At 37.7% G+C, this 18,112-nt stretch carries 21 protein-coding genes and 1 pseudogene; 16 read left to right on the forward strand and 6 right to left on the reverse strand.

The genetic code is table 11. The features are described from left to right. Positions 1–20 precede the first annotated feature (20 nt). Both DL92_RS0105140 and DL92_RS20105 read left to right on the forward strand, forming a co-directional pair. Entirely contained in the window at positions 21–509 is a 489-nt protein-coding gene (locus DL92_RS0105140) for a flavodoxin family protein (protein ID WP_026656025.1), read from the forward strand. Positions 510–910: 401 nt separating this feature from the next. Next, positions 911–1,372 carry a hypothetical protein gene (locus tag DL92_RS20105; protein ID WP_139233789.1) on the forward strand — a complete coding sequence of 154 codons (462 nt, stop codon included), beginning with the start codon at positions 911–913 and terminating at the stop codon, positions 1,370–1,372. A 55-nt stretch (positions 1,373–1,427) separates the two neighbouring features. Here DL92_RS20105 and DL92_RS0105150 read toward each other — a convergent pair whose 3' ends face one another. Both DL92_RS0105150 and DL92_RS0105155 read right to left on the reverse strand, forming a co-directional pair. After that, complete coding sequence (locus tag DL92_RS0105150) at positions 1,428–2,513, reverse strand: radical SAM/SPASM domain-containing protein (protein ID WP_026667102.1); 1,086 nt, start codon at positions 2,511–2,513, stop codon at positions 1,428–1,430. A gap of 30 nt (positions 2,514–2,543) precedes the next feature. Continuing rightward, positions 2,544–2,831 (reverse strand): hypothetical protein, encoded by a 288-nt coding sequence (locus DL92_RS0105155; RefSeq protein WP_026667103.1) that lies wholly within the window; start codon positions 2,829–2,831, stop codon positions 2,544–2,546. A gap of 197 nt (positions 2,832–3,028) precedes the next feature. Between DL92_RS0105155 and DL92_RS0105160 the strand changes: the two genes are divergently transcribed. From DL92_RS0105160 to DL92_RS0105195, 8 genes are all read left to right on the forward strand, one after another. Beyond that, a complete protein-coding gene (locus DL92_RS0105160) occupies positions 3,029–4,183 on the forward strand; it encodes an AAA family ATPase (protein WP_026667104.1) in 1,155 nt (384 codons plus the stop codon). A 35-nt stretch (positions 4,184–4,218) separates the two neighbouring features. Further along, positions 4,219–4,434 (forward strand): HigA family addiction module antitoxin, encoded by a 216-nt coding sequence (locus tag DL92_RS18320; protein WP_034468541.1) that lies wholly within the window; start codon positions 4,219–4,221, stop codon positions 4,432–4,434. A 14-nt stretch (positions 4,435–4,448) separates the two neighbouring features. Beyond that, positions 4,449–4,655 carry a hypothetical protein gene (locus DL92_RS0105170; protein ID WP_026667105.1) on the forward strand — a complete coding sequence of 69 codons (207 nt, stop codon included), beginning with the start codon at positions 4,449–4,451 and terminating at the stop codon, positions 4,653–4,655. A gap of 211 nt (positions 4,656–4,866) precedes the next feature. Beyond that, complete coding sequence (locus DL92_RS20110) at positions 4,867–5,775, forward strand: GIY-YIG nuclease family protein (RefSeq protein ID WP_051625230.1); 909 nt, start codon at positions 4,867–4,869, stop codon at positions 5,773–5,775. 257 nt (positions 5,776–6,032) lie between these two features. Then, entirely contained in the window at positions 6,033–6,452 is a 420-nt protein-coding gene (locus DL92_RS20985; protein WP_026667106.1) for a very short patch repair endonuclease, read from the forward strand. Then, entirely contained in the window at positions 6,445–7,452 is a 1,008-nt protein-coding gene (locus DL92_RS18330) for a DNA cytosine methyltransferase (RefSeq protein WP_034468478.1), read from the forward strand. The genes DL92_RS20985 and DL92_RS18330 overlap by 8 nt, the downstream gene beginning before the upstream one ends. A gap of 5 nt (positions 7,453–7,457) precedes the next feature. Beyond that, positions 7,458–8,570, forward strand: a complete 1,113-nt coding sequence (locus tag DL92_RS0105190; protein ID WP_026667107.1) for an HpaII family restriction endonuclease — start codon at positions 7,458–7,460, stop codon at positions 8,568–8,570. A 255-nt stretch (positions 8,571–8,825) separates the two neighbouring features. Continuing rightward, positions 8,826–11,390, forward strand: coding sequence for an HD domain-containing protein (locus DL92_RS0105195; protein WP_026667108.1), 2,565 nt, complete (start codon positions 8,826–8,828; stop codon positions 11,388–11,390). 172 nt (positions 11,391–11,562) lie between these two features. Here DL92_RS0105195 and DL92_RS0105200 read toward each other — a convergent pair whose 3' ends face one another. After that, a complete protein-coding gene (locus DL92_RS0105200; protein WP_026667109.1) occupies positions 11,563–12,465 on the reverse strand; it encodes a C45 family peptidase in 903 nt (300 codons plus the stop codon). A gap of 14 nt (positions 12,466–12,479) precedes the next feature. Further along, positions 12,480–13,250, reverse strand: a complete 771-nt coding sequence (locus tag DL92_RS0105205) for a hypothetical protein (protein ID WP_026667110.1) — start codon at positions 13,248–13,250, stop codon at positions 12,480–12,482. Between the two features lie 213 nt (positions 13,251–13,463). Here DL92_RS0105205 and DL92_RS0105210 point away from each other — a divergent pair, with 213 nt between their 5' ends. From DL92_RS0105210 to DL92_RS0105220, 3 genes are all read left to right on the forward strand, one after another. Further along, on the forward strand, positions 13,464–13,865 hold the full coding sequence (locus DL92_RS0105210) for a (deoxy)nucleoside triphosphate pyrophosphohydrolase (protein WP_034468480.1): 402 nt from the start codon (positions 13,464–13,466) through the stop codon (positions 13,863–13,865). A 24-nt stretch (positions 13,866–13,889) separates the two neighbouring features. Further along, positions 13,890–14,276 carry a hypothetical protein gene (locus DL92_RS0105215; RefSeq protein WP_026667112.1) on the forward strand — a complete coding sequence of 129 codons (387 nt, stop codon included), beginning with the start codon at positions 13,890–13,892 and terminating at the stop codon, positions 14,274–14,276. A 130-nt stretch (positions 14,277–14,406) separates the two neighbouring features. Continuing rightward, entirely contained in the window at positions 14,407–15,522 is a 1,116-nt protein-coding gene (locus DL92_RS0105220) for a 5-methyltetrahydropteroyltriglutamate--homocysteine S-methyltransferase (protein ID WP_026656020.1), read from the forward strand. 61 nt (positions 15,523–15,583) lie between these two features. On the opposite strand, the gene DL92_RS0105225 is transcribed toward DL92_RS0105220, so the two are convergent. Then, positions 15,584–16,309 carry a hypothetical protein gene (locus tag DL92_RS0105225; protein WP_026656019.1) on the reverse strand — a complete coding sequence of 242 codons (726 nt, stop codon included), beginning with the start codon at positions 16,307–16,309 and terminating at the stop codon, positions 15,584–15,586. A 109-nt stretch (positions 16,310–16,418) separates the two neighbouring features. Next, on the reverse strand, positions 16,419–16,763 hold the full coding sequence (locus tag DL92_RS0105230; RefSeq protein ID WP_026656018.1) for a winged helix-turn-helix transcriptional regulator: 345 nt from the start codon (positions 16,761–16,763) through the stop codon (positions 16,419–16,421). A gap of 118 nt (positions 16,764–16,881) precedes the next feature. Here DL92_RS0105230 and DL92_RS0105235 point away from each other — a divergent pair, with 118 nt between their 5' ends. From DL92_RS0105235 to DL92_RS21730, 3 genes and pseudogenes are all read left to right on the forward strand, one after another. Beyond that, positions 16,882–17,082, forward strand: coding sequence for a 4Fe-4S binding protein (locus DL92_RS0105235; RefSeq protein ID WP_026667113.1), 201 nt, complete (start codon positions 16,882–16,884; stop codon positions 17,080–17,082). Next, positions 17,069–17,668, forward strand: coding sequence for a 4Fe-4S binding protein (locus tag DL92_RS0105240; protein ID WP_026513292.1), 600 nt, complete (start codon positions 17,069–17,071; stop codon positions 17,666–17,668). Before DL92_RS0105235 ends, DL92_RS0105240 begins: the two co-directional genes overlap by 14 nt. Before the next feature lie 47 nt (positions 17,669–17,715). Then, a pseudogene (locus DL92_RS21730) lies at positions 17,716–18,056 on the forward strand (C-GCAxxG-C-C family protein). Positions 18,057–18,112 lie beyond the last annotated feature (56 nt).

Consider the following 18,112-nt stretch of genomic DNA (forward strand, 5'->3'; position numbering starts at 1 on the left):
TGAAGAGAGAGGGAGGTCGCATGAAGACGCTGATAGTTTACTACTCAATGGAAGGAAACACGCAGTACGTTGCAGACAAGGTAAAAGAAAAGGTAGATGCCGATACACTTCGCCTTGTGCCCAAGAAAGCCTATAACGACAAGGGTTTTGCAAAGTTCTTCTGGGGCGGAAAGAGTGCGCTCATGGCGGAAAAGCCTGAGCTTGAAGATTACAGTGTTGATTTTTCAAAGTATGACCGCATCATTTTTGGTTTCCCTGTGTGGGCAGGAACTTTCACACCGCCGATTCGTACTTTCGTCGAGGATAACAGAAAAAACCTCGCGGGAAAAAGATTCTGCGCTTATGCCTGCATGGCCGGATCGGGCGGAGCAAAAGCTATAGGTAAACTTGCGAAGTTTCTTGAGATACCCGGCTTTGAAGCTACTTCAATTTTTATAGATCCCAAGGCAGCGCCAAACGCTGAGAAAGAGGCGCAGATCAACGGTTTTTGCGTGGCGCTCAATCAATAAAAATTAATTTATAATCTTTTAATTTCATTTTTGTTTTATTTGGTGACCCGAACATATATAATTGCAATTACATACTTCCCAGTCGCGTTTCGGTATGCAGTGTTCGAGCTTATGGACTGTACCGGGCGTAGGCAGGATAGGCCAACCTGATCATTATTTAACGTTGAAGTGATAGGGTAAGGCTGAGGTATAACGCAAAAGGAAAGAGTCAGGGAAAAATGCATTTCATATGCTGCAGGAGAGATCAGCATAAGAAGTGCATTTTTTCTATACTTTTTTTATTTTTAGGGAAAATATTTTTACATTCTTTTTATCCCGAGTTTGTTTCATTTGTCGGCGCTCATGATTATAATTGCAATTACATAATTTGTAGAAAGTGAGGAAATGCAATTGAGATGTTTGTGAAAAGAAATCTATCTGTGATAACAGCGTTTCTCGTGATTGCCGCAATGTTTGTAACGGGTGAGGTAAAGAGCAATGCTGCAGGCGCGGGAGCAAGTAGTGATACTACCGTGTATGTTACCAAGACAGGCGATTGTTATCATAGCTCAGGTTGTAACAGTCTTCGTAAGAGCTGCATTTCGATAACACTTCAGGAGGCGATAGACGATGGCTATAAACCATGCAGAAACTGCTACCCCGTAGCGCTTGATACGGTTCCGCTTACAAGTGAAGTTGAAGAAGAAATTGAAGCACTAAAGACCTACGAAGGAAACACCAAAGAATTCAACGCATACACTTACTACATGAACAATATTGATCTCCAGATCGAGATCGGCCCCGACGGTGATGCCCTTCTGGAGCACTTTATCGAACAGGGTAAGGAAGAGGAAAGAATCGCAAAAGAAGAAAAGAGAAGATAGGGTTCAAAAAAATGCACCTCGCATGCTGCAGGAGAGACAGCGTTCGGGGTGCATTTCATATCTTTTTTTCAAGTGAATCCATAAGACATAGGCGCTGAGTTTTGTTTACATAGTCCCATGTATGGAAAGCTCCGCCCATACAATACTTGTTGCTTGAGCAGTTTGCGCATTTCTCGTTATCGCTGGATCTGTCATAACGAAAAGCTTTGAATTCGTTTTCCCAGATGTCGGAGAAACGCCTGTCATGTATGTTGCCCTGAATTATACCGGGCTGTGTTCTGTCTATATCAAGACAACCGTAAACGTCACCTGTCACAGTTATGCTGGCAACAGTAATGCCTGCCATGCAAAAGAAGTACCAGTCCCTTACTTCTCTTTCGTATTCAAGGCCTAAGTAGTGGCAGCAACCGTAGGTCACTGGCTCGTTATCGGCTCTTTTATCACGGATAAAGTTCAGAAGATTTCGTTGATCATCAGCGGTAAGAAGAAGCTCGGGATGATCAAGTGCTCTACCGATAGGCTCAATGCCCATGATACGCCAGCTGTCGATATCTATATCGGACATTATTTCGTAAAGAGGCTCTAATTCGCATATAGTTTGGTGATTAACGACGGTTGTCACCATGATCTCATCAAAGCAATCAAGATCTATGAGGTTCTGAATACCTTCCATGGCTCTTTTATACGCACCGTCAAGTCCCCTTATCTTATCATGCGTTTCGGGGAGTCCGTCGATACTGACAGATATGGTGTTCATGCCGCATCTTTGAAGCATCTTGGCAACTTCGGGAGTGATAAGAACCGCGTTGGAAGTCATTCCCCACTTAAAACCAAGTGAGTGGGCATAACCCATAACATCTTCAAAACCATGGTATAAAAGAGGCTCTCCGCCTGTAACATTTATTTGCGGAAGTCGGTTTTTAAAGTCCTCTTTTAACTGATCAAGGATATTTTTCCATTCCTGAGGATTCATTTCCTCTGCTTTTATATCACCACATCTTGAACCGCAGTGCCAGCAGTGCTCGTTGCAGTTGAGAGTAAGTTCAAAGAAAAGCTGTTTGAGAACGGGCTTTTTAAAAAACTTTTTTCTCACATCATACTGAAGATCAAGGTGTGACAACTTCATTTTATTTTTATTCATATCAGATTTCCTAATACTATCAAACGGTTATTACTTTGCCTTAGGCGGTCCGTATACTACAGGTCCTTTTTCAAAATCAATATCAGGATTCTTGTCTTGCGCATCATCAGTCGGTTCAGCGGATTCAGGTGCTTCTGAAGTGTCAGCGTTTGCATTATCAATAGATGATTCTTCATCAGCAACAGATGATTCATATGAGCTGTAGGTATCGGCATCTTCATAATGTTGCGGTGGACCATAAGCGCAAGCGGCGTTAAGTACCATGCTAGCGACACTTACTGATGTGGCTATCACTACCTTTTTTGTCTTTTTTTTCATAAGCAATGCCTCCAAATATATTAATAATATATTAATCTAAAAGGGAAAAATTATCAAATTGGGCAATCAGTGAAGGTATATATAATTGTTGTTCGGGATTATAAAAACGAAAATTACGTTGCAAGCAGAAGCGAGATAATGTATTATATTGCTATACAAACGAATAACAACACGATATTTGTTTTTAAGGAGCAAAAATGAAAATATTAAGAATACGAGTAAACGGGCTTCCGCTGTATAAAGAGCCATTTGACGTTTCATTTTGCGCTGTTCAAAGGGTTCAGAGTAATCACATGAATTCTGTTTATAACTTGTTTGGAAATATATATGTGAACACTGTTGAGGCATTTGCGGGAATAAATGCTTCCGGAAAAACAATGGCATTGAAGGTTATTTCTTTCGCAAGTATGCTTTTGGGAGCAATGCCGTTAAATGCAGATTTTATTCCGCAGATTTTAGGAGAGAACACCAAGGTAGAATTTGATATTGATTTTTATGTAGATAATAAGATTTGCCATCTTTATAGCCGGATTGTAAAAAACAGGAATGCTGATGGCAGTAACGTTGTCCAAATACTATCAGAGAAATTGTGGGAAAAAAGTATTACGAGTAAAGTTAATAAAACGAACTTACTCTCTTTTGATAAAATAGCACCGTCCAGAGTTCGCGATAGTTCAGATGAATATTTACCGGACGATGTCAGTATTATGATTGCCGTAAATAAACAGATAAAAGATAAGATTACATTTGTTGATCTTGTAGCATTTACCAATGTTAATCTCTTTTTCCCGGAGGGAGGAGATATTCCGACAGAGATTATTACATTACTCGATCCTACTATTGAACATATCACAGTAGAGAATGTAAATGATAAGGTTATCACCAGATTAAAGTTCTTCAATCAGAATGAACTTGTACTTTTGGAGCCAAATGAATTAAACGTATATCTTTCATCCGGAACTGTTAAAGGTGTAAGAGTGTTTACTGATGCTGCAAGAGTGCTGAAAAATGGTGGATACTTACTTGTTGATGAGATTGAGAATCATTTTAATCGTGAATTGGTCGCATCGTTGATTCGTTTGTTCACAAATAAAAAAACAAATCCTAAGGGCGCGGTTATTATCTTTTCAACTCATTATCCGGAGCTTTTGGACGAGCTTGATAGAAATGATTCAGTATTTATAACCAGAAGTGATAAAGGGCTTGGCGTTGATAATCTCAATTCGCTCTTAAGCAGAAATGATATGAAAAAGAGCGAAGTGTATCAGAGCAATTTCCTAGGAGGAACAGCGCCGAAGTATAAATCACTGGTTGCTTTGCAAAAGCGTATTATTAAGAGCTTGGAGGAATAAATGTACAAAAGATTGTAATGTACATTAGGAGAACTATGATCAGAAAACCTACGCATCCAGGAAATATATTTTTAGAAGACGTAATGAAACCTTTAAATATAACAGTGGATGATGCAGCAAAAATGCTTGGTGTAAGCACGGATTCTTTGGCTGATTTTGTAAATGAAAAAGTACCTTTGAGTTCGGATTTGGCATTGAGAATTAGTAAAGTAACAGGAACATCTGTAGAGAGCTGGATGAACATGCAGTAGAAAGAGATATTATTATGAGGCAGAATATGACACTTCTAATGAGAGATAGAGAAAAACTTGAAGAAGGACGAAAAGAAGGACGAATAGAAGGACGAAAAGAATATCAGCTCCTTCTTAGAACTATTCCTAGAGATTCTGATGATTTCTTAATTGCATTAAATGCAGAAGATGATGTTATTGAAGCTCTTTACAAAAAATATGATATCATCACTAATGATTGATAAATAATAGAAATAAAACCTAATTAAGCATTACCATAGATATGGAAAGACAGAGGGAAGAATTGCCAAGTGACAGATGGTGAAAAAAGCACCTTAGATGCTGCAGATGAGTCAGTGTCTAAGGAGTTTTTGTGTATAGAGAAAAAGTATTTGATCGCACATTTATATGCAACTATACTTGAAGTAAGGGTTTTTCTAAAGGGGGATATAAATGGCGAATGCACAAGCAAAAACAATTAATCTTCTTTTATACGAAGGAAATTTATCAGGAGTAATAAGTATAGAGGATTCCGGCTGGAATTCCGGAGAATTGTATTCTGCACCCAGAGATTCTGTTAATGATCTTCTTGATACTGATGCTTGTAAGAAGTATGGAGTATATCTTTTGCTTTCCAAAGATATGGTATATGTGGGACAATCATCGGATCTTGCTAAAAGAATCACTCAGCATATAATGGGAAAAGATTGGTGGGAAAGTGTTTTAATTCTTACGACCAAGGATGACAGCTTTACGCATTCAGATATTGATTTTCTTGAATCTGTATTGATTGATAAGGCAAGAAAGATAGGGAAACTTGATTGCGACAATAAGAATAAAGGCAATAAGCCTAAAGTAGATAAATTCAGAGAAGTATACTTAGGGCAGTATCTTGATGAAGCATTATTTCTTATGCAGCTTATTGGGATTAATGTTTTTTCAGATGTCAAGACAGGTGGGGCGGCGTTGATAAATACGATCGATATAAAAACAAAACTTGCATTGGGAAAAAGAGCTAAGTCCGAAGCAATAAGTTTTTTAAACGATAATGGAGTTGCTATAGATAATAAAGCTACATATTCGGTATTGTCTGACGATAAATCATCGTTTTGGGCTAATCCCAGAACGAAGTTATTAAAAGAAGATTGGGACATTATTCTTAATGATACCTCAAGGATGGAATTGATAATAATGTGTATTCCGGCTAATTCGCTAAAACTTTCAAAGAGTGATGAAAACGGGCTGTTTGTGAGAAGTGATAAACCGGAATTGATTGATTTAAAGCTTGATGTTCAAGGATTTGTAGATAAAAGAAGCGGAATAGATTTCAGTAGATTTATAGTTAAACGAGTAGAATACTGATATGCGAAATTGAACGGAGCAGTCTCAAAAGAGATTACTCCGTTTTTGCATCTTTGTAAGATGTTTTTTTGAGCACATAACAGGTATTTTTATGGGACTCATAGTTATGGTAATTTTATTTGTGGATTAAAGATTTATATAGAAAAAAGTTAGTTTTTAAATTTTCTGGAGACGTGCTGTGGTATACTTTTTTATATGCATATTAGGGGCATATATTATTCGTTTAAAGACGGAAGATGGTTTATGGCGGTGATAGTATGAAAAAGACGGAAGAACAGATTAGTTACAATATGCGCCAAGTAAAGAATAAAGATTCCGATATAGAGCTTTTGCTTAGGAAAGAACTATGGCAAAGAGGTATACGATATAGAAAGAATGTCAGAAAAATATATGGAAATCCCGATATTGTTTTTATTGGGCTAAAAATCGCAGTTTTTTGTGATAGTGAATTCTGGCATGGCTATAACTGGGAAGAACGGAAGAAGGATTTTAAATCAAACCAAGATTTTTGGATCCCAAAAATCGAAAGAAATATAGAACGAGATAAAGAAGTAAATGAAAAACTCAAAAGTGAAGGCTGGATAGTCATAAGGTTTTGGGGAAAAGAAATAAAGAAAGAAACAAAAAGATGCGCGGACGTAATACAAGTCGCCATCGAGGAGAGAAAGAATGTATAAGTCAATTGATTTGTTTGCGGGAATCGGAGGAATAAGAAAGGGGTTTGATAAGGCTTTCGGAAAAGATATAGAGACGGTATTTGTGAGCGAATGGGATGAATTTGCACAAAAGACGTACAAAGCTAATTTTGATGATCCCTTTGAAATTGCAGGGGATATCACTCAAATAGATGAGAAAGATATTCCACCTTTCGATATATGTTTGGCAGGATTTCCTTGCCAGGCATTTTCAATGGCAGGCAAGCATATGGGCTTTAAGGATGATTATAAGGGACAGTGCAGAGGAACACTTTTTCAAGATGTGGTCAGAATATGTGAATATCATAAACCTAAAATCATTTTTTGTGAGAATGTAAAAGGGTTGACGATTCATGACAGAGGAAGAACGTTCAAAGTAATAAAGGGAGCTTTTGAGCAAATCGGTTACACTGTATACGATAAAATTTTGAACAGCAAGGATTTTGGTGTTCCGCAGAACAGAGAAAGAATATATCTGGTTTGTATTCGAAATGATCTGATTAAGGAAAGATGTTCTGAATGGTTTATTTTTCCTGTCGGAGATGATAAGGATACTTGTATTCGCGACATTATGGATCCGGCTCCTGTTCCATCCAAGTATTATTTGAGCGATGTATATTTGGACACATTGAGAAAACATCGTGCAAGGCATGAAGCAGCAGGACACGGGTTCGGTTATGAAGTTAGGAATATTAATGATATAGCCGGAACTATAGTGTGCGGAGGAATGGGAAGAGAACGCAATTTGATTGTTGACGACAGAGAACATTCGATGGTTCCCACAACGCATATAAAGGGCGAAATAAATAAAGAAAATATTCGAAAGATGACACCGCGTGAGTGGGCTAGGTTGCAAGGTTTTCCTGAAGATTTTAAATTGGAACTTGCAGATACGCATTTATATAAGCAATTTGGAAATAGCGTAACGGTAAATGTTATAGAAGCAATTGCGAAAGAAATATATAAGATTTTAGAGGGGTAATATTTATGAATCGTGGCGAATGGGGGGAACCTTATGCAGCGCTGAGACTGCTTGGAGATAGAAAACTTTTTCTTTCCGACGAAGATGGTAATGCAAATCCCAATGAATGGATGGAAGTTTTAAAAGTTGTTCGTCAGGAGACAGCAGATCGTTTGGTTACATATAATTGCAATGTTAATGATATGAATGTTGATGTTGTAGTTAATGAGCGGCATGTTTCGACGATTCCTGCTGAATATTTTCTTAGAATAGCAGAGTCTCTTAAAGAAGATATTTGTGGTGCAAAAGGAAGATCGTTTAATGTATCTGATGAAGTGCTGGAGTTTATTAAAGGCGCTGAGATGCATCACTTAAAAGCAAAAAGTATTGAAAAAAGCGATATTTTTATCAGTGCAAGAGATCCCAGAAATTCAATTGTTAGAGAAAATATCGGCTTTTCCATCAAGTGTGAATTTGGTGAGAATCCAACTTTGTTCAATACAGCAAAAGCGTCCGCTGCTAAATATCGTATTTCAGGAATGAATTCGCAACTAATGGACAGAATCAATTCTATTATCGATGCAAAAGGACATGCTTCTGTTACAGGTAGATGCGCTTTGTTGCGAGAAAATGGATGCGATTTAAGCTTTGTTGGGTATGAGTACGCACCAAGAGCAAAGTGTTGTGCTTTTCAAGAAAATCTTGATCAAATCAATCCCAGGCTTCCATATGTTATTGAGAGAATGATGTGGAACCATTTTATGTCAGGCCAGACCGAAATTGATATTGAATCTGTCACAAACAGAATTATAACGGAGAATCCATGTGATATATCGCTTGGCGAGAGTAAATATCCATATATGGTAAAGATGTTTCTTTATTCGGCATATTGCGGAATGACAGCCAGTACGTTATGGGATGGTCGAAGTAATGTGAAAGGCGGATATATCACCGTTAAGGAGACAGGAGAGGTTGTCGCAAACTATGCTCTTGAATCTGAGAGCTTTAAGAATTTTCTGTTTAAACATTGCTATTTAGATTTCCCTTCTACGGATCCCAAGCATGGTGATTATGGAAGAATATACGAAGAGAATGGGGAATATTATTTTAAACTGAATTTTCAAGTCAGGATTAAGTAATAATATGTCAGTTTAGAATAAGGGGAGTATCAGACTAAAATACATAAAGATAGCTAAGGACTGGCGATGGTGAATACTAAGCGTGTTTTACCGTATACGCTGATAAAAATAGAGTAAAAAACGTTATTTGATGATATTATTATTGAATGATGTATGATGGTACCCTTTGGTTACCGCATGTTTAGATTGTATCGAAATCATGGCAAGTGAAAATATACACCGAGGCAGACGAGTGTATGGAGAATGGGAGGGTGTATGGACTATAAAGAATCGAGTTTATGGTGTAATTCGTTGGGAAATGAAAGCTATCAGGAAGTAAGATTGCGAAAAAGCTTGTGTGATGAGTATGAATCATCGCGGAAAAAGGCAGAATTTTTACTGGCTAAAATTCAGAAAGATTTTCCAAATTTGACGATGCATGATATATCACATATTGATAACTTATGGCACATCGCTAGTACAATAACTGGAAAGGATTACGAGATAAATCCACTAGAAGGTTTTGTTTTGGGGTGTGCTTTTTTGGTGCATGATGCAGTTTTGTCATATGATGCGATTGGCGGTGTAGATGTACTTAGAAGTACCAGTGAGTGGAAAGACTATTATGCGGACTATGATTCAAATGTGGAATCAGAAGAAATATTGAAAGAGTGTGATTTTAAGACAATACGTTTATTACATGCTAATAAAGCTGAGGAGATTTTTTCAAAGATTTTTCAAAGAGAAGATGGGACTAGCTTTTATATAATTGATGATTTGAGTTTAAGAGAACATCTGGGCGAACTTATTGGAAAGATTGCTGCAAGTCATCATTGGAGCATAGAAGAGGTTGAAGAACTTGATAATCAATTCGGAGCACCCGCTGGTTTTCCTATTGAATGGAGTATAAATCCTATAAAAATAGCATGTATTCTTAGATGTGCCGATGCTGGTCATATAGATGGAAATAGAGCACCCGATTTGATATTTCATTCAAGACGAATTGATGGAATATCAAAGAATCATTGGATAGCACAGAACTACCTATCACAGATAATGATTGATAGGGATGATGCATCTAGATTAGTAATAAAATCAAACAAATCTTTTGAGGAAAAAGATGTTGCGGCCTGGAATGTTGCGTATGATATGGTAAAACTTCTTGATAATGAATTGAGAAAGTCAAATGACTTATTGTATAAGTGTGGGACAAGTCAATTTCAAGCTAAATCAGTAAAAGGTGTAGAATCTCAGGAGGAATTATCTTTATATATAAAAACAAAAGGGTGGAAACCATGTGATGCGGAAATACATATTGGTGACGTGGAGCATTTGATTAAGACTATCGGGGGAGAAAAACTATATGGAAAAGATAATAAGTTTGAAATAGTACTTAGGGAATTAATACAAAACGCTCGCGATGCTATTGTAGCAAGAAAAAAACGGGAGAATGATCTAGATGGCAAAATCATTATAAATATTAGAAAAGACGAGAATGGAACTATATGGGTAGAAGTTATAGATAATGGAATAGGAATGTCCCTAAACACAGTTAAGGAGTGTCTTCTAAATTTTGGGAAAAGTTTTTGGAAATCTGACTTGATGAAATCTGAATTTCCTGGATTAAATTCTTCTGGATTTAAATCAATTGGCGAGTTCGGAATTGGCTTTTATTCAATATTTATGGTTGCTAAAGATGTTATTATAGAGACGCGAAAATATGATAAGGGGGCAGAGACTGCTATACAGCTCAAGTTTAATAACGGATTTTGTTTACGCCCAATTGTTAATAATATTACAAGTGGAAGCATGGAGTATTCGACAAAAGTTATGTTTTCATTAGATGAATATTTAGAAGAATGGGAGCCAATAAAACGGATTGAGCCGAATGTTAATAAAGAAGAACCATTTGAAGTCCCTTATTTTGCTGTAGTTGCAAATATGGTTGCAGGATTAGATGTTGATGTCTATTATTCGGATACGAATACGGAATATAGGATGATACATAAAAATATACATCTTTTACAAGAAAAAACACAAGAAATTGCAGAATGGCTAAAAACTATTTCGTATGCTAATTACCGGAAAACAGATCTCTACAATAATTATATAGACAATAATTACATGCGATTGAAAAAAGTATATATTGATGGGACATTTAAAGGAATTCTTGCGTTAAATACTCTTTGGCAAACAAAGGCTAACTATCTTGGGGTAGAGACGGTTGGCGGATTAACAACATTTAATATCCCTTTTGATGTTGGAGGATATATAGGGTGTTTGATATCTGAGCCCGAAACTGCTAGAAGAAATACTGTATATAATATTTTTGAAATGCATGAATGGGCTCAAAATCAATTGCACGAGATTACTGAAAGAGGAATTGATATTATAGATTGTGTTTATCTTCCTTATGCTATCGGTCCATATAAGATTGATGTATCAAGTATAGTTGTGATCCTATGCTTTAGAAAAGGAATGGCTGCACCAGAATACAGAAGACTAGAGGAATTAATCAAATCTTTGGCTAACACTAAGGAAAGAATTGCATTTGTTGTGAGTAACATAACTAATACTCCCAGAGTTGATAGCTATATTGGCACAGAACGATATTATAAGTGTGCTAAAGAAGGTGAATGGCTATTTGTTCCTGTAGAAAACAGCTCCTTCCTTTCGTTGGAAGAATGCAATTCACAAACAGGGTACACGATATTAGATTATATTAGTTTTGTTGCAAAAAGACATGGGATTTCTGTTAAGAAGGAACTTGAAGAAAAACGTGTACAAAATCTATTTGGTGAACAATGCTCGGTATTAAAGATTGGCTTTGTATCGGATTAATAAGTGGTTTTTAAATTGAAAGCCGTTCTGCTTCGGGTAGAACGGCTTTTTGGCAATTGAGTTAATTCCAAATGTTTCAGCATTTTTTAAAAAGTATATTCAAAAAGGATGCAGCCTCTTTGGTTGCATCCTTGTCTCTCTTTTGTTATCTGGCTGTTCTAAGTTCAACCAATCATACTTTTATAAGGTTTTCATTTTTTCCTATGCATACTTGTTGGGGAGCAGTATTCTCAAATGGGCACCATACATAACCGGTTGAATCCTTTGCGTTGCCGTTGATAACATATTCGCATATAACTTTTGGAGAAGGATTATTGTTTGGAACTAATGTAAAGATTACTGCAGCCTGTGTGAAGAACATATCCTCATCAGCACTTGTAGATGTTTCAATGTCTTGATCTGTTACGCTTGCATATCGGCAGATTGACCATACTGTTTTGCCATAGTATGAATCTCTGAGAAGGTCACCTATTCCGGTATCATCATCACGTTTTTGAAGTAAAGCTTCGGCTCTGTTAAGTCGAAGAAATGTACTATGATTTTGATCATATGGAGCGGTACCATAAAACATTCGACAGTGGTTTGTCGAAACAAAATGTCCGTTAGTCCTTTTTATTATGCGAACTACTCCGTTTAGAGTCTCTATAAAATATGATTCCTTTTGATCTGATATCATAAGTATGTCTGTAAATTCTTCGGAGGATTTGTAAGTTTCATAATATGCTTTTACATATATAAGGGCTTCTTTTGCGGTTCTGAAATTAGTAATAATAGTAAGATACGTTTCAAATACAGTTGGTTTATTTTCAGCTTTTTTCCACAATCCGTTTTCGTTTTTCTTAAGATACGAATCGGCTGCAACAAAGCTTACACCGTATTCATTAACTCCGGCCCATGCAGGGTTGGGCTTTTCATATTTTTTCTCTCTGGTAAAGGCCACATATTTTATTCCTTCCTGTGATTGTCTCACAACCGGTTCAATAAAATTTGTTGCATCTACTAGATCACATTGCTTAAAAATAGTATTGATAGTGTGTCCTTCTGTTGTCCAAAATGAATTACCTATTGTACACATAATGCCTCCTTATCTTATAAACTATAATTGATTACGTAATTTGCAGCTTGGCGTATGCTGTCGCAAAACCATGGCACTTCATATTCAGGGGTTGATGAGTATTTATTTAATATTTCTTTGTCGCTCATTTTTGCGGCTTCTTCTAATCCGGCATTTCTTGCAGCGTTGACAAGAACTGAAATTTCTTTTTCAGTGAATGTATCGGTTTGATTGCGGACAAAATTCGGATCGCCATATATGCAAAACAGTGTCTGTAATCCTTGATCCGGATCGCGTTGCTCTTGTGTGATGTAGATTCGTCTATTTGTTACAGTCATTGCTTTTTGTTCGTCAAATGAAATTGAATAGCAATCAAGATCATTATCATAGATTGCAGGATCACCTTGGCCAAGCCTTAAACTTACTTGATCAAGTGTTATATGCTTAGCGGCCAACCAAGATATTAGTTGCGTGGCATTATTGAGTGCTGTAGTATCATAACCACCACTTGCTTTTTTGTAACGTTCCGGCGGATTTGCACCTGCAGCAAAAAATTTTACCATATCACTGCTATCAAAATTTTTTTCGATTATTGAAAAATAATCATCAAATCTTCCGGGTCTACTTAAATGACTGATTAGTGCGATTTCACTATTGTGTACAGAGCTGTATCCGGTAGCAATTATGATTATGCATGACGTGGCACTGTCACAATAATAGATGGTACTTGCTTCGATTGGATTAACTAGATAATAATTATCCTGACTGACATAGATTACTTTTTTTCCGTTCTCGATTAGATCCATACGCCCTCCTAAATGAATACGATGATTGTAATAGGTAACAGATAATAGACGAGAATACATATATTAATGATATCATTAACCAAACAAAAAGGAACGAATTTTTGTTCATAACTTTTATTGTCTATTGCAATGATTCTCGCATTAGGAAATAATGTAGGGAAGATTGTTATAATGATTTGGGATGAATATTTTAAGTAGAGAAAAGGAACAATCATGCTAAAAACAATAAACGTTGTCGCCGCTATAATCTGCGATGGTTTCAATAGTAAAACAAAAGTCTTCGCCACCAGGCGAGGCTACGGCGAATACAAAGGCTGGTGGGAGTTTCCAGGTGGAAAGATTGAGAACGGTGAGACACCACAGGAGGCTCTTATGCGGGAAATCCGTGAGGAACTTACTGTCAACATAACAGTGGGAAGCCTCATTAAGACAATCGAATATGATTACCCCAATTTCCATCTTTCTATGGACTGTTTCTGGGCAGAAGTAGAATCAGGAAATCTGGAACTTAAGGAAGCAGAGGCCGCAAGGTGGCTTACCAAGGAGGAACTCGATGATGTGGAATGGCTTCCTGCGGATGAAATATTGATTGATAAGATTAAAGCAGAGATGTAATAATGCTTTATTTGGAAAAGAATTATGAAAGTATTATCTATTATTATGATAGTGGTAGGATTTATATTACTGCTACGCTACTTCCTGTTGATCAGAAAATGTAATATCAGAGTATCTGCAACAATTACTGATATTGAACTGGAAATTGACTACAGAAAACGAGTATCTTATTACCCTACATATCGATATAAGATTGAGCATTGGTGGTACACGGCAAAATCGCATAAAGAAATACCGTATTGGATGGATAAACCAAAATATAAAGTGGGGGATAAGATGGATATTTTGGTTTGCGAATATGATCGTAAATTCTGTATTCCGGCTGATTATGCAGATTTTAGAAAAATGCATGGAGAGTTTCTCGGTGGAATACTGGCAATTGGTTTGGGATTATTAAATTTACTGACATAGAATTATTTCTCCTAACATCTCCTTTTCATAGATAAAATCTATCGATAACTCAATGAAAAATATATTATACCTATCACCATGGTAGGTATATTATTTTGCCTATAATACTAGCTTGAAGAGGAGATATAAGATGAGTAGTTTACAGACACCGTTCAGATATGATTTTGTTGGAAGCTTTTTGAGGCCTAAGGCGCTTAAGGATGCTAAGGCAGCGTTTGCTGAAGGTAATATTGGCAAGGAAGAACTTGATAAAGTTATCAATGATGAGATCACTAAGGTAGTTGCAAAGCAGAAAGAGCTTGGATTTCAGGTGATAACAGACGGAGAGTTCAGAAGAACCTTCTGGCATCTTGACTTTATGTGGGGCTTTGAAGGCGTAGAGCATAAGGCTACCGGCAAAGGAGTTGAGTTTAACGGTGAGCTGGCTGTTCTTGATGATACATATCTTGTTGGTAAGATCAAAGCAAAGGCGCATCCTTTTGTGGAATATTACAAGTTCCTTAAGCAGTTCGAGGATGAGAACACTGTCGCGAAGTATACAATTCCTGCACCTGCGCAGACTTTCCAGCAGATGATCGTGCCTGCGAACTTTGAGACCACAAGGAAGTTCTATCCTACAAACGATGAACTTATTGAAGATATCGCAAAGGCATATCGTGATGTTATAAAGCAGTTCTACGATGCGGGATGCCGTAATCTTCAGCTTGATGACTGCACATGGGGCGCGATTGTCGGTGATGCGGCTAAGCAGCGCTATAAGTCGCTTGGAATAGACCTTGAGGAGGTAAAAGAGCAGCTCCTTAGAGTGAACAATCTTTCGCTCGAAGGAAAGCCTGCCGACATGGTGATCAATTCACATATCTGCAGAGGCAATTACCACTCAACCTATTTCACCAGCGGACCTTATGATACCGTTGCTGATTATGTGTTTGCAAAAGAGAATGTGAATGCGCTTTTCCTTGAGTACGATGATGAGAGATCGGGTGGATTTGCTCCGCTTTCCAAGGTTTCCGATGATAAGAAAGTTGTTCTTGGTCTTATCACAACAAAGACACCTGCGCTTGAAGATAAGCAGAAAGTTATAAACAGAATTCATGAGGCTGCAAAATATGTTCCTCTCGACAGACTTTGCCTGAGCCCGCAGTGCGGTTTTGCTTCCTGTGAGATAGGCAATAAGCTTACGGAAGAAGAGCAGTGGGCAAAGCTCAAGCTTGTTAAAGAGATTGCAGAAGAAGTGTGGGGATAACGCTTTCATAAAAAAGTGTGCGGTTTTGATAATGTTTCAAAAACGCACACGTTTTTTATAATTACTCTACAACTGTGAAGCTGATCGGTGTTGCAGCTTCATAATTCTTCCAATATTCTTTGAATTCTTTTTCGCCGCCTGTGAAATCTTTTGTATCAGCTTCATCAAGACTGTTGGTCTCTCTTAAAAATCCTAAATATGTATCACCGTCTTTAGTGATGTGATCCTTTATCATAAGACCGTCGCCGTCAGGATTTAAGAAAAGTGACTCGTAGCAATCCGTATAGCACGCATATACCATATCGTTTCCTGTCGCTATCGGATACTCTTTTTCACAGGAAAAAGCATTACCGATATTCTTAACTATGCCATTTACTTCGCCATAAAAAGCTACCTCTACTCCATGCTTCTCAGCGTCAACTGAATCTGTAATTGCAAGAACCTCGCCGTTGTAACCTTTAATCTTTATCTTTGTATATCCCTGGCCTTTTGTAAGATAAGAAATTATCTCATCATAACTCTTAAACTTATCCTTTTTTGACGCTTCCTCAACAAATGAGCTTGGCATAAAATCATCGTCTGCAGCATTATCCTCCGCTATCTCGTCAGCCGATGCCTCATCATCCGATCCTGTTTCAGCATCCGCTGTTTCAGGTTCATCTGCTTCAGGCTCGGCTACCTCTGCTGTCTCTGCCGGCTCCCCTGCGTCTTCGGATGTGCCAATCCCCGCGCATCCCGTAAATGTCAGCATTCCTGCCATAACTAAATAAGCAATTCTTTTTTTCATTTCTTTTTACTCCTCTTCTCTGTTAAAAAAATGTAAATATTGTAAAATGGCAAATAAATAATATCACACATTTGTGTTCTATCTGCGTATTTTATATTGTTTTATAAATTTACAGATTATTCTCGCCCCATCTTTTTAATTCGAGAAGAATAGGGATTAGGTTCTTGGTTTTTTTAGTAAGACTATATTCAACCCTCACAGGCATCTCATCATACTGCTTTCTCTCAACTAGGCCGTCCGCTTCAAGTTCTTTTAATGAATTGGCCAGCATCGTATTGGTGATTCCGTGTATTGAACGGCTCAATTCTCCGTATCTGACAACTTCATTCTTGTCGATGACACATAAGATCATAATTTTCCACTTACCGCCGACGGTATCAATAACCTTTTTTAATCCGCAACCTTTTCCTGCGATATCTTCACATAATAGCTCATGATTCTCTTTTTTTCTCATAGTATACTTTTCCTTACCAGATAACTAATAACTGCGTACTTGATATAAAAATTATACCACATATAATAAAAGCATCGAGCAGGAAAAACAAGTAGATTTTGAGATAAGGAGATTCATTATGAGAAAGGCTGCTGTTGATACAAACAGATGTGTAGCCTGCGGAGTATGCGCGTTGCAATGTCCGAGGGAAGCGATTGACATTTATAGAGGCATTTATGCGGTTGTTGATGTTTCTAAATGCGTGGGATGCGGTATATGCGAAAAAGCTTGTCCGGCAGGAACTGTAAAAGTAGTGGAGGTGCAAGATGGTATTAAATAAGAAAAAGCAATGGTACGACTATCTTTGGATATGGACGATCATTTATTTTGCACTCGGATTCTTTAATATCTTATTTGCCTGGCTTGGAATGATCGATTTCATACTTCCTCTTATCTTTGCGATAGTCGGTGGAAATAAATGGTTTTGTAATCACATGTGCGGCAGAGGTCAGCTTTTCTGGGTACTTGGAAGGAATCTTAAGTGCTCGCGAAAAAAGCCGGCGCCTAAGTGGATTTCCTCAAAGTGGTTCAGATATGGATTCCTCACATTTTTTATGACAATGTTTGGAACTATGATATTTCAGACCTATCTTGTGTTCTCGGGAGCGGAGTCGCTTAAGAAAGTAGTAAAGCTCTTTTGGACATTTAAAGTACCATGGAAATGGGCATATAATGGAAGTGTCTTCCCCGATTGGGTGGCACAGTTCGGATTTGGCTTTTACAGCCTTATGCTGACATCCACTCTGATAGGACTGATAGTGATGGCAATGTACAAAGAGAGAACCTGGTGTTCTTTCTGTCCAATGGGAACAATGACACAGGGCATTTGCAAGATAAAGGCAAAGAAAGGTAGGGAGAATTTATGACATTAGAAGAAAGAGCTGAGAGGGCTGTGGAGCTTAAGAATTCCGGAATGTATAACTGTGCACAGGCAGTGACTGCGGCTTTGGCAGATCAGACAGGACTTACGGAGGAACAGCTCAAACAGGTATCTGCCGGATTCTGTGCGGGAATGGGCAATCTTGAAGCAACCTGCGGAGCCTTGATGGGGCAGGAATGATAGCAGGCCTCAAGACAGAAGGCAAAGGAACTCTTGGAGTTACCAAGCAGATTCAGGAAGAGTTTGGCAAAAGATGTGGCGCATTAAAATGCAAAGATCTTAAGACTGTCACAGACGGCAAGCCATTGTGCCCCTGCGAAGACTGCGTTAGAAATGCGGTTATGATCTATGGTGAGATAATGGGCCTGAAATAGGGAGAAAAAGAGTATGAGAAATACTATGAAAACTATTTATCTGCAACGCCTATAGA

Origin of the sequence: Butyrivibrio sp. AE2005 (genome assembly GCF_000686965.1) — a bacterium.
GTDB lineage: Bacteria > Bacillota > Clostridia > Lachnospirales > Lachnospiraceae > Butyrivibrio > Butyrivibrio hungatei_A.

What these genes read in the sequence shown, in the direction of transcription:
- DL92_RS0105205 (WP_026667110.1), bottom strand. Translation starts at nt 13,250, where the DNA reads ATGGATCTAATCGAGAACGGAAAAAAAGTAATCTATGTCAGTCAGGAT.
- DL92_RS0105220 (WP_026656020.1), top strand. Translation starts at nt 14,407, where the DNA reads ATGAGTAGTTTACAGACACCGTTCAGATATGATTTTGTTGGAAGCTTT.
- DL92_RS0105140 (WP_026656025.1), top strand. Translation starts at nt 21, where the DNA reads ATGAAGACGCTGATAGTTTACTACTCAATGGAAGGAAACACGCAGTAC.
- DL92_RS0105240 (WP_026513292.1), top strand. Translation starts at nt 17,069, where the DNA reads ATGGTATTAAATAAGAAAAAGCAATGGTACGACTATCTTTGGATATGG.
- DL92_RS20110 (WP_051625230.1), top strand. Translation starts at nt 4,867, where the DNA reads ATGGCGAATGCACAAGCAAAAACAATTAATCTTCTTTTATACGAAGGA.
- DL92_RS0105235 (WP_026667113.1), top strand. Translation starts at nt 16,882, where the DNA reads ATGAGAAAGGCTGCTGTTGATACAAACAGATGTGTAGCCTGCGGAGTA.
- DL92_RS0105160 (WP_026667104.1), top strand. Translation starts at nt 3,029, where the DNA reads ATGAAAATATTAAGAATACGAGTAAACGGGCTTCCGCTGTATAAAGAG.
- DL92_RS0105215 (WP_026667112.1), top strand. Translation starts at nt 13,890, where the DNA reads ATGAAAGTATTATCTATTATTATGATAGTGGTAGGATTTATATTACTG.
- DL92_RS18330 (WP_034468478.1), top strand. Translation starts at nt 6,445, where the DNA reads ATGTATAAGTCAATTGATTTGTTTGCGGGAATCGGAGGAATAAGAAAG.
- DL92_RS0105210 (WP_034468480.1), top strand. Translation starts at nt 13,464, where the DNA reads ATGCTAAAAACAATAAACGTTGTCGCCGCTATAATCTGCGATGGTTTC.
- DL92_RS18320 (WP_034468541.1), top strand. Translation starts at nt 4,219, where the DNA reads ATGATCAGAAAACCTACGCATCCAGGAAATATATTTTTAGAAGACGTA.
- DL92_RS0105170 (WP_026667105.1), top strand. Translation starts at nt 4,449, where the DNA reads ATGAGGCAGAATATGACACTTCTAATGAGAGATAGAGAAAAACTTGAA.
- DL92_RS0105190 (WP_026667107.1), top strand. Translation starts at nt 7,458, where the DNA reads ATGAATCGTGGCGAATGGGGGGAACCTTATGCAGCGCTGAGACTGCTT.
- DL92_RS0105200 (WP_026667109.1), bottom strand. Translation starts at nt 12,465, where the DNA reads ATGTGTACAATAGGTAATTCATTTTGGACAACAGAAGGACACACTATC.
- DL92_RS0105230 (WP_026656018.1), bottom strand. Translation starts at nt 16,763, where the DNA reads ATGAGAAAAAAAGAGAATCATGAGCTATTATGTGAAGATATCGCAGGA.
- DL92_RS0105155 (WP_026667103.1), bottom strand. Translation starts at nt 2,831, where the DNA reads ATGAAAAAAAAGACAAAAAAGGTAGTGATAGCCACATCAGTAAGTGTC.
- DL92_RS0105225 (WP_026656019.1), bottom strand. Translation starts at nt 16,309, where the DNA reads ATGAAAAAAAGAATTGCTTATTTAGTTATGGCAGGAATGCTGACATTT.
- DL92_RS0105150 (WP_026667102.1), bottom strand. Translation starts at nt 2,513, where the DNA reads ATGAATAAAAATAAAATGAAGTTGTCACACCTTGATCTTCAGTATGAT.
- DL92_RS20985 (WP_026667106.1), top strand. Translation starts at nt 6,033, where the DNA reads ATGAAAAAGACGGAAGAACAGATTAGTTACAATATGCGCCAAGTAAAG.
- DL92_RS0105195 (WP_026667108.1), top strand. Translation starts at nt 8,826, where the DNA reads ATGGACTATAAAGAATCGAGTTTATGGTGTAATTCGTTGGGAAATGAA.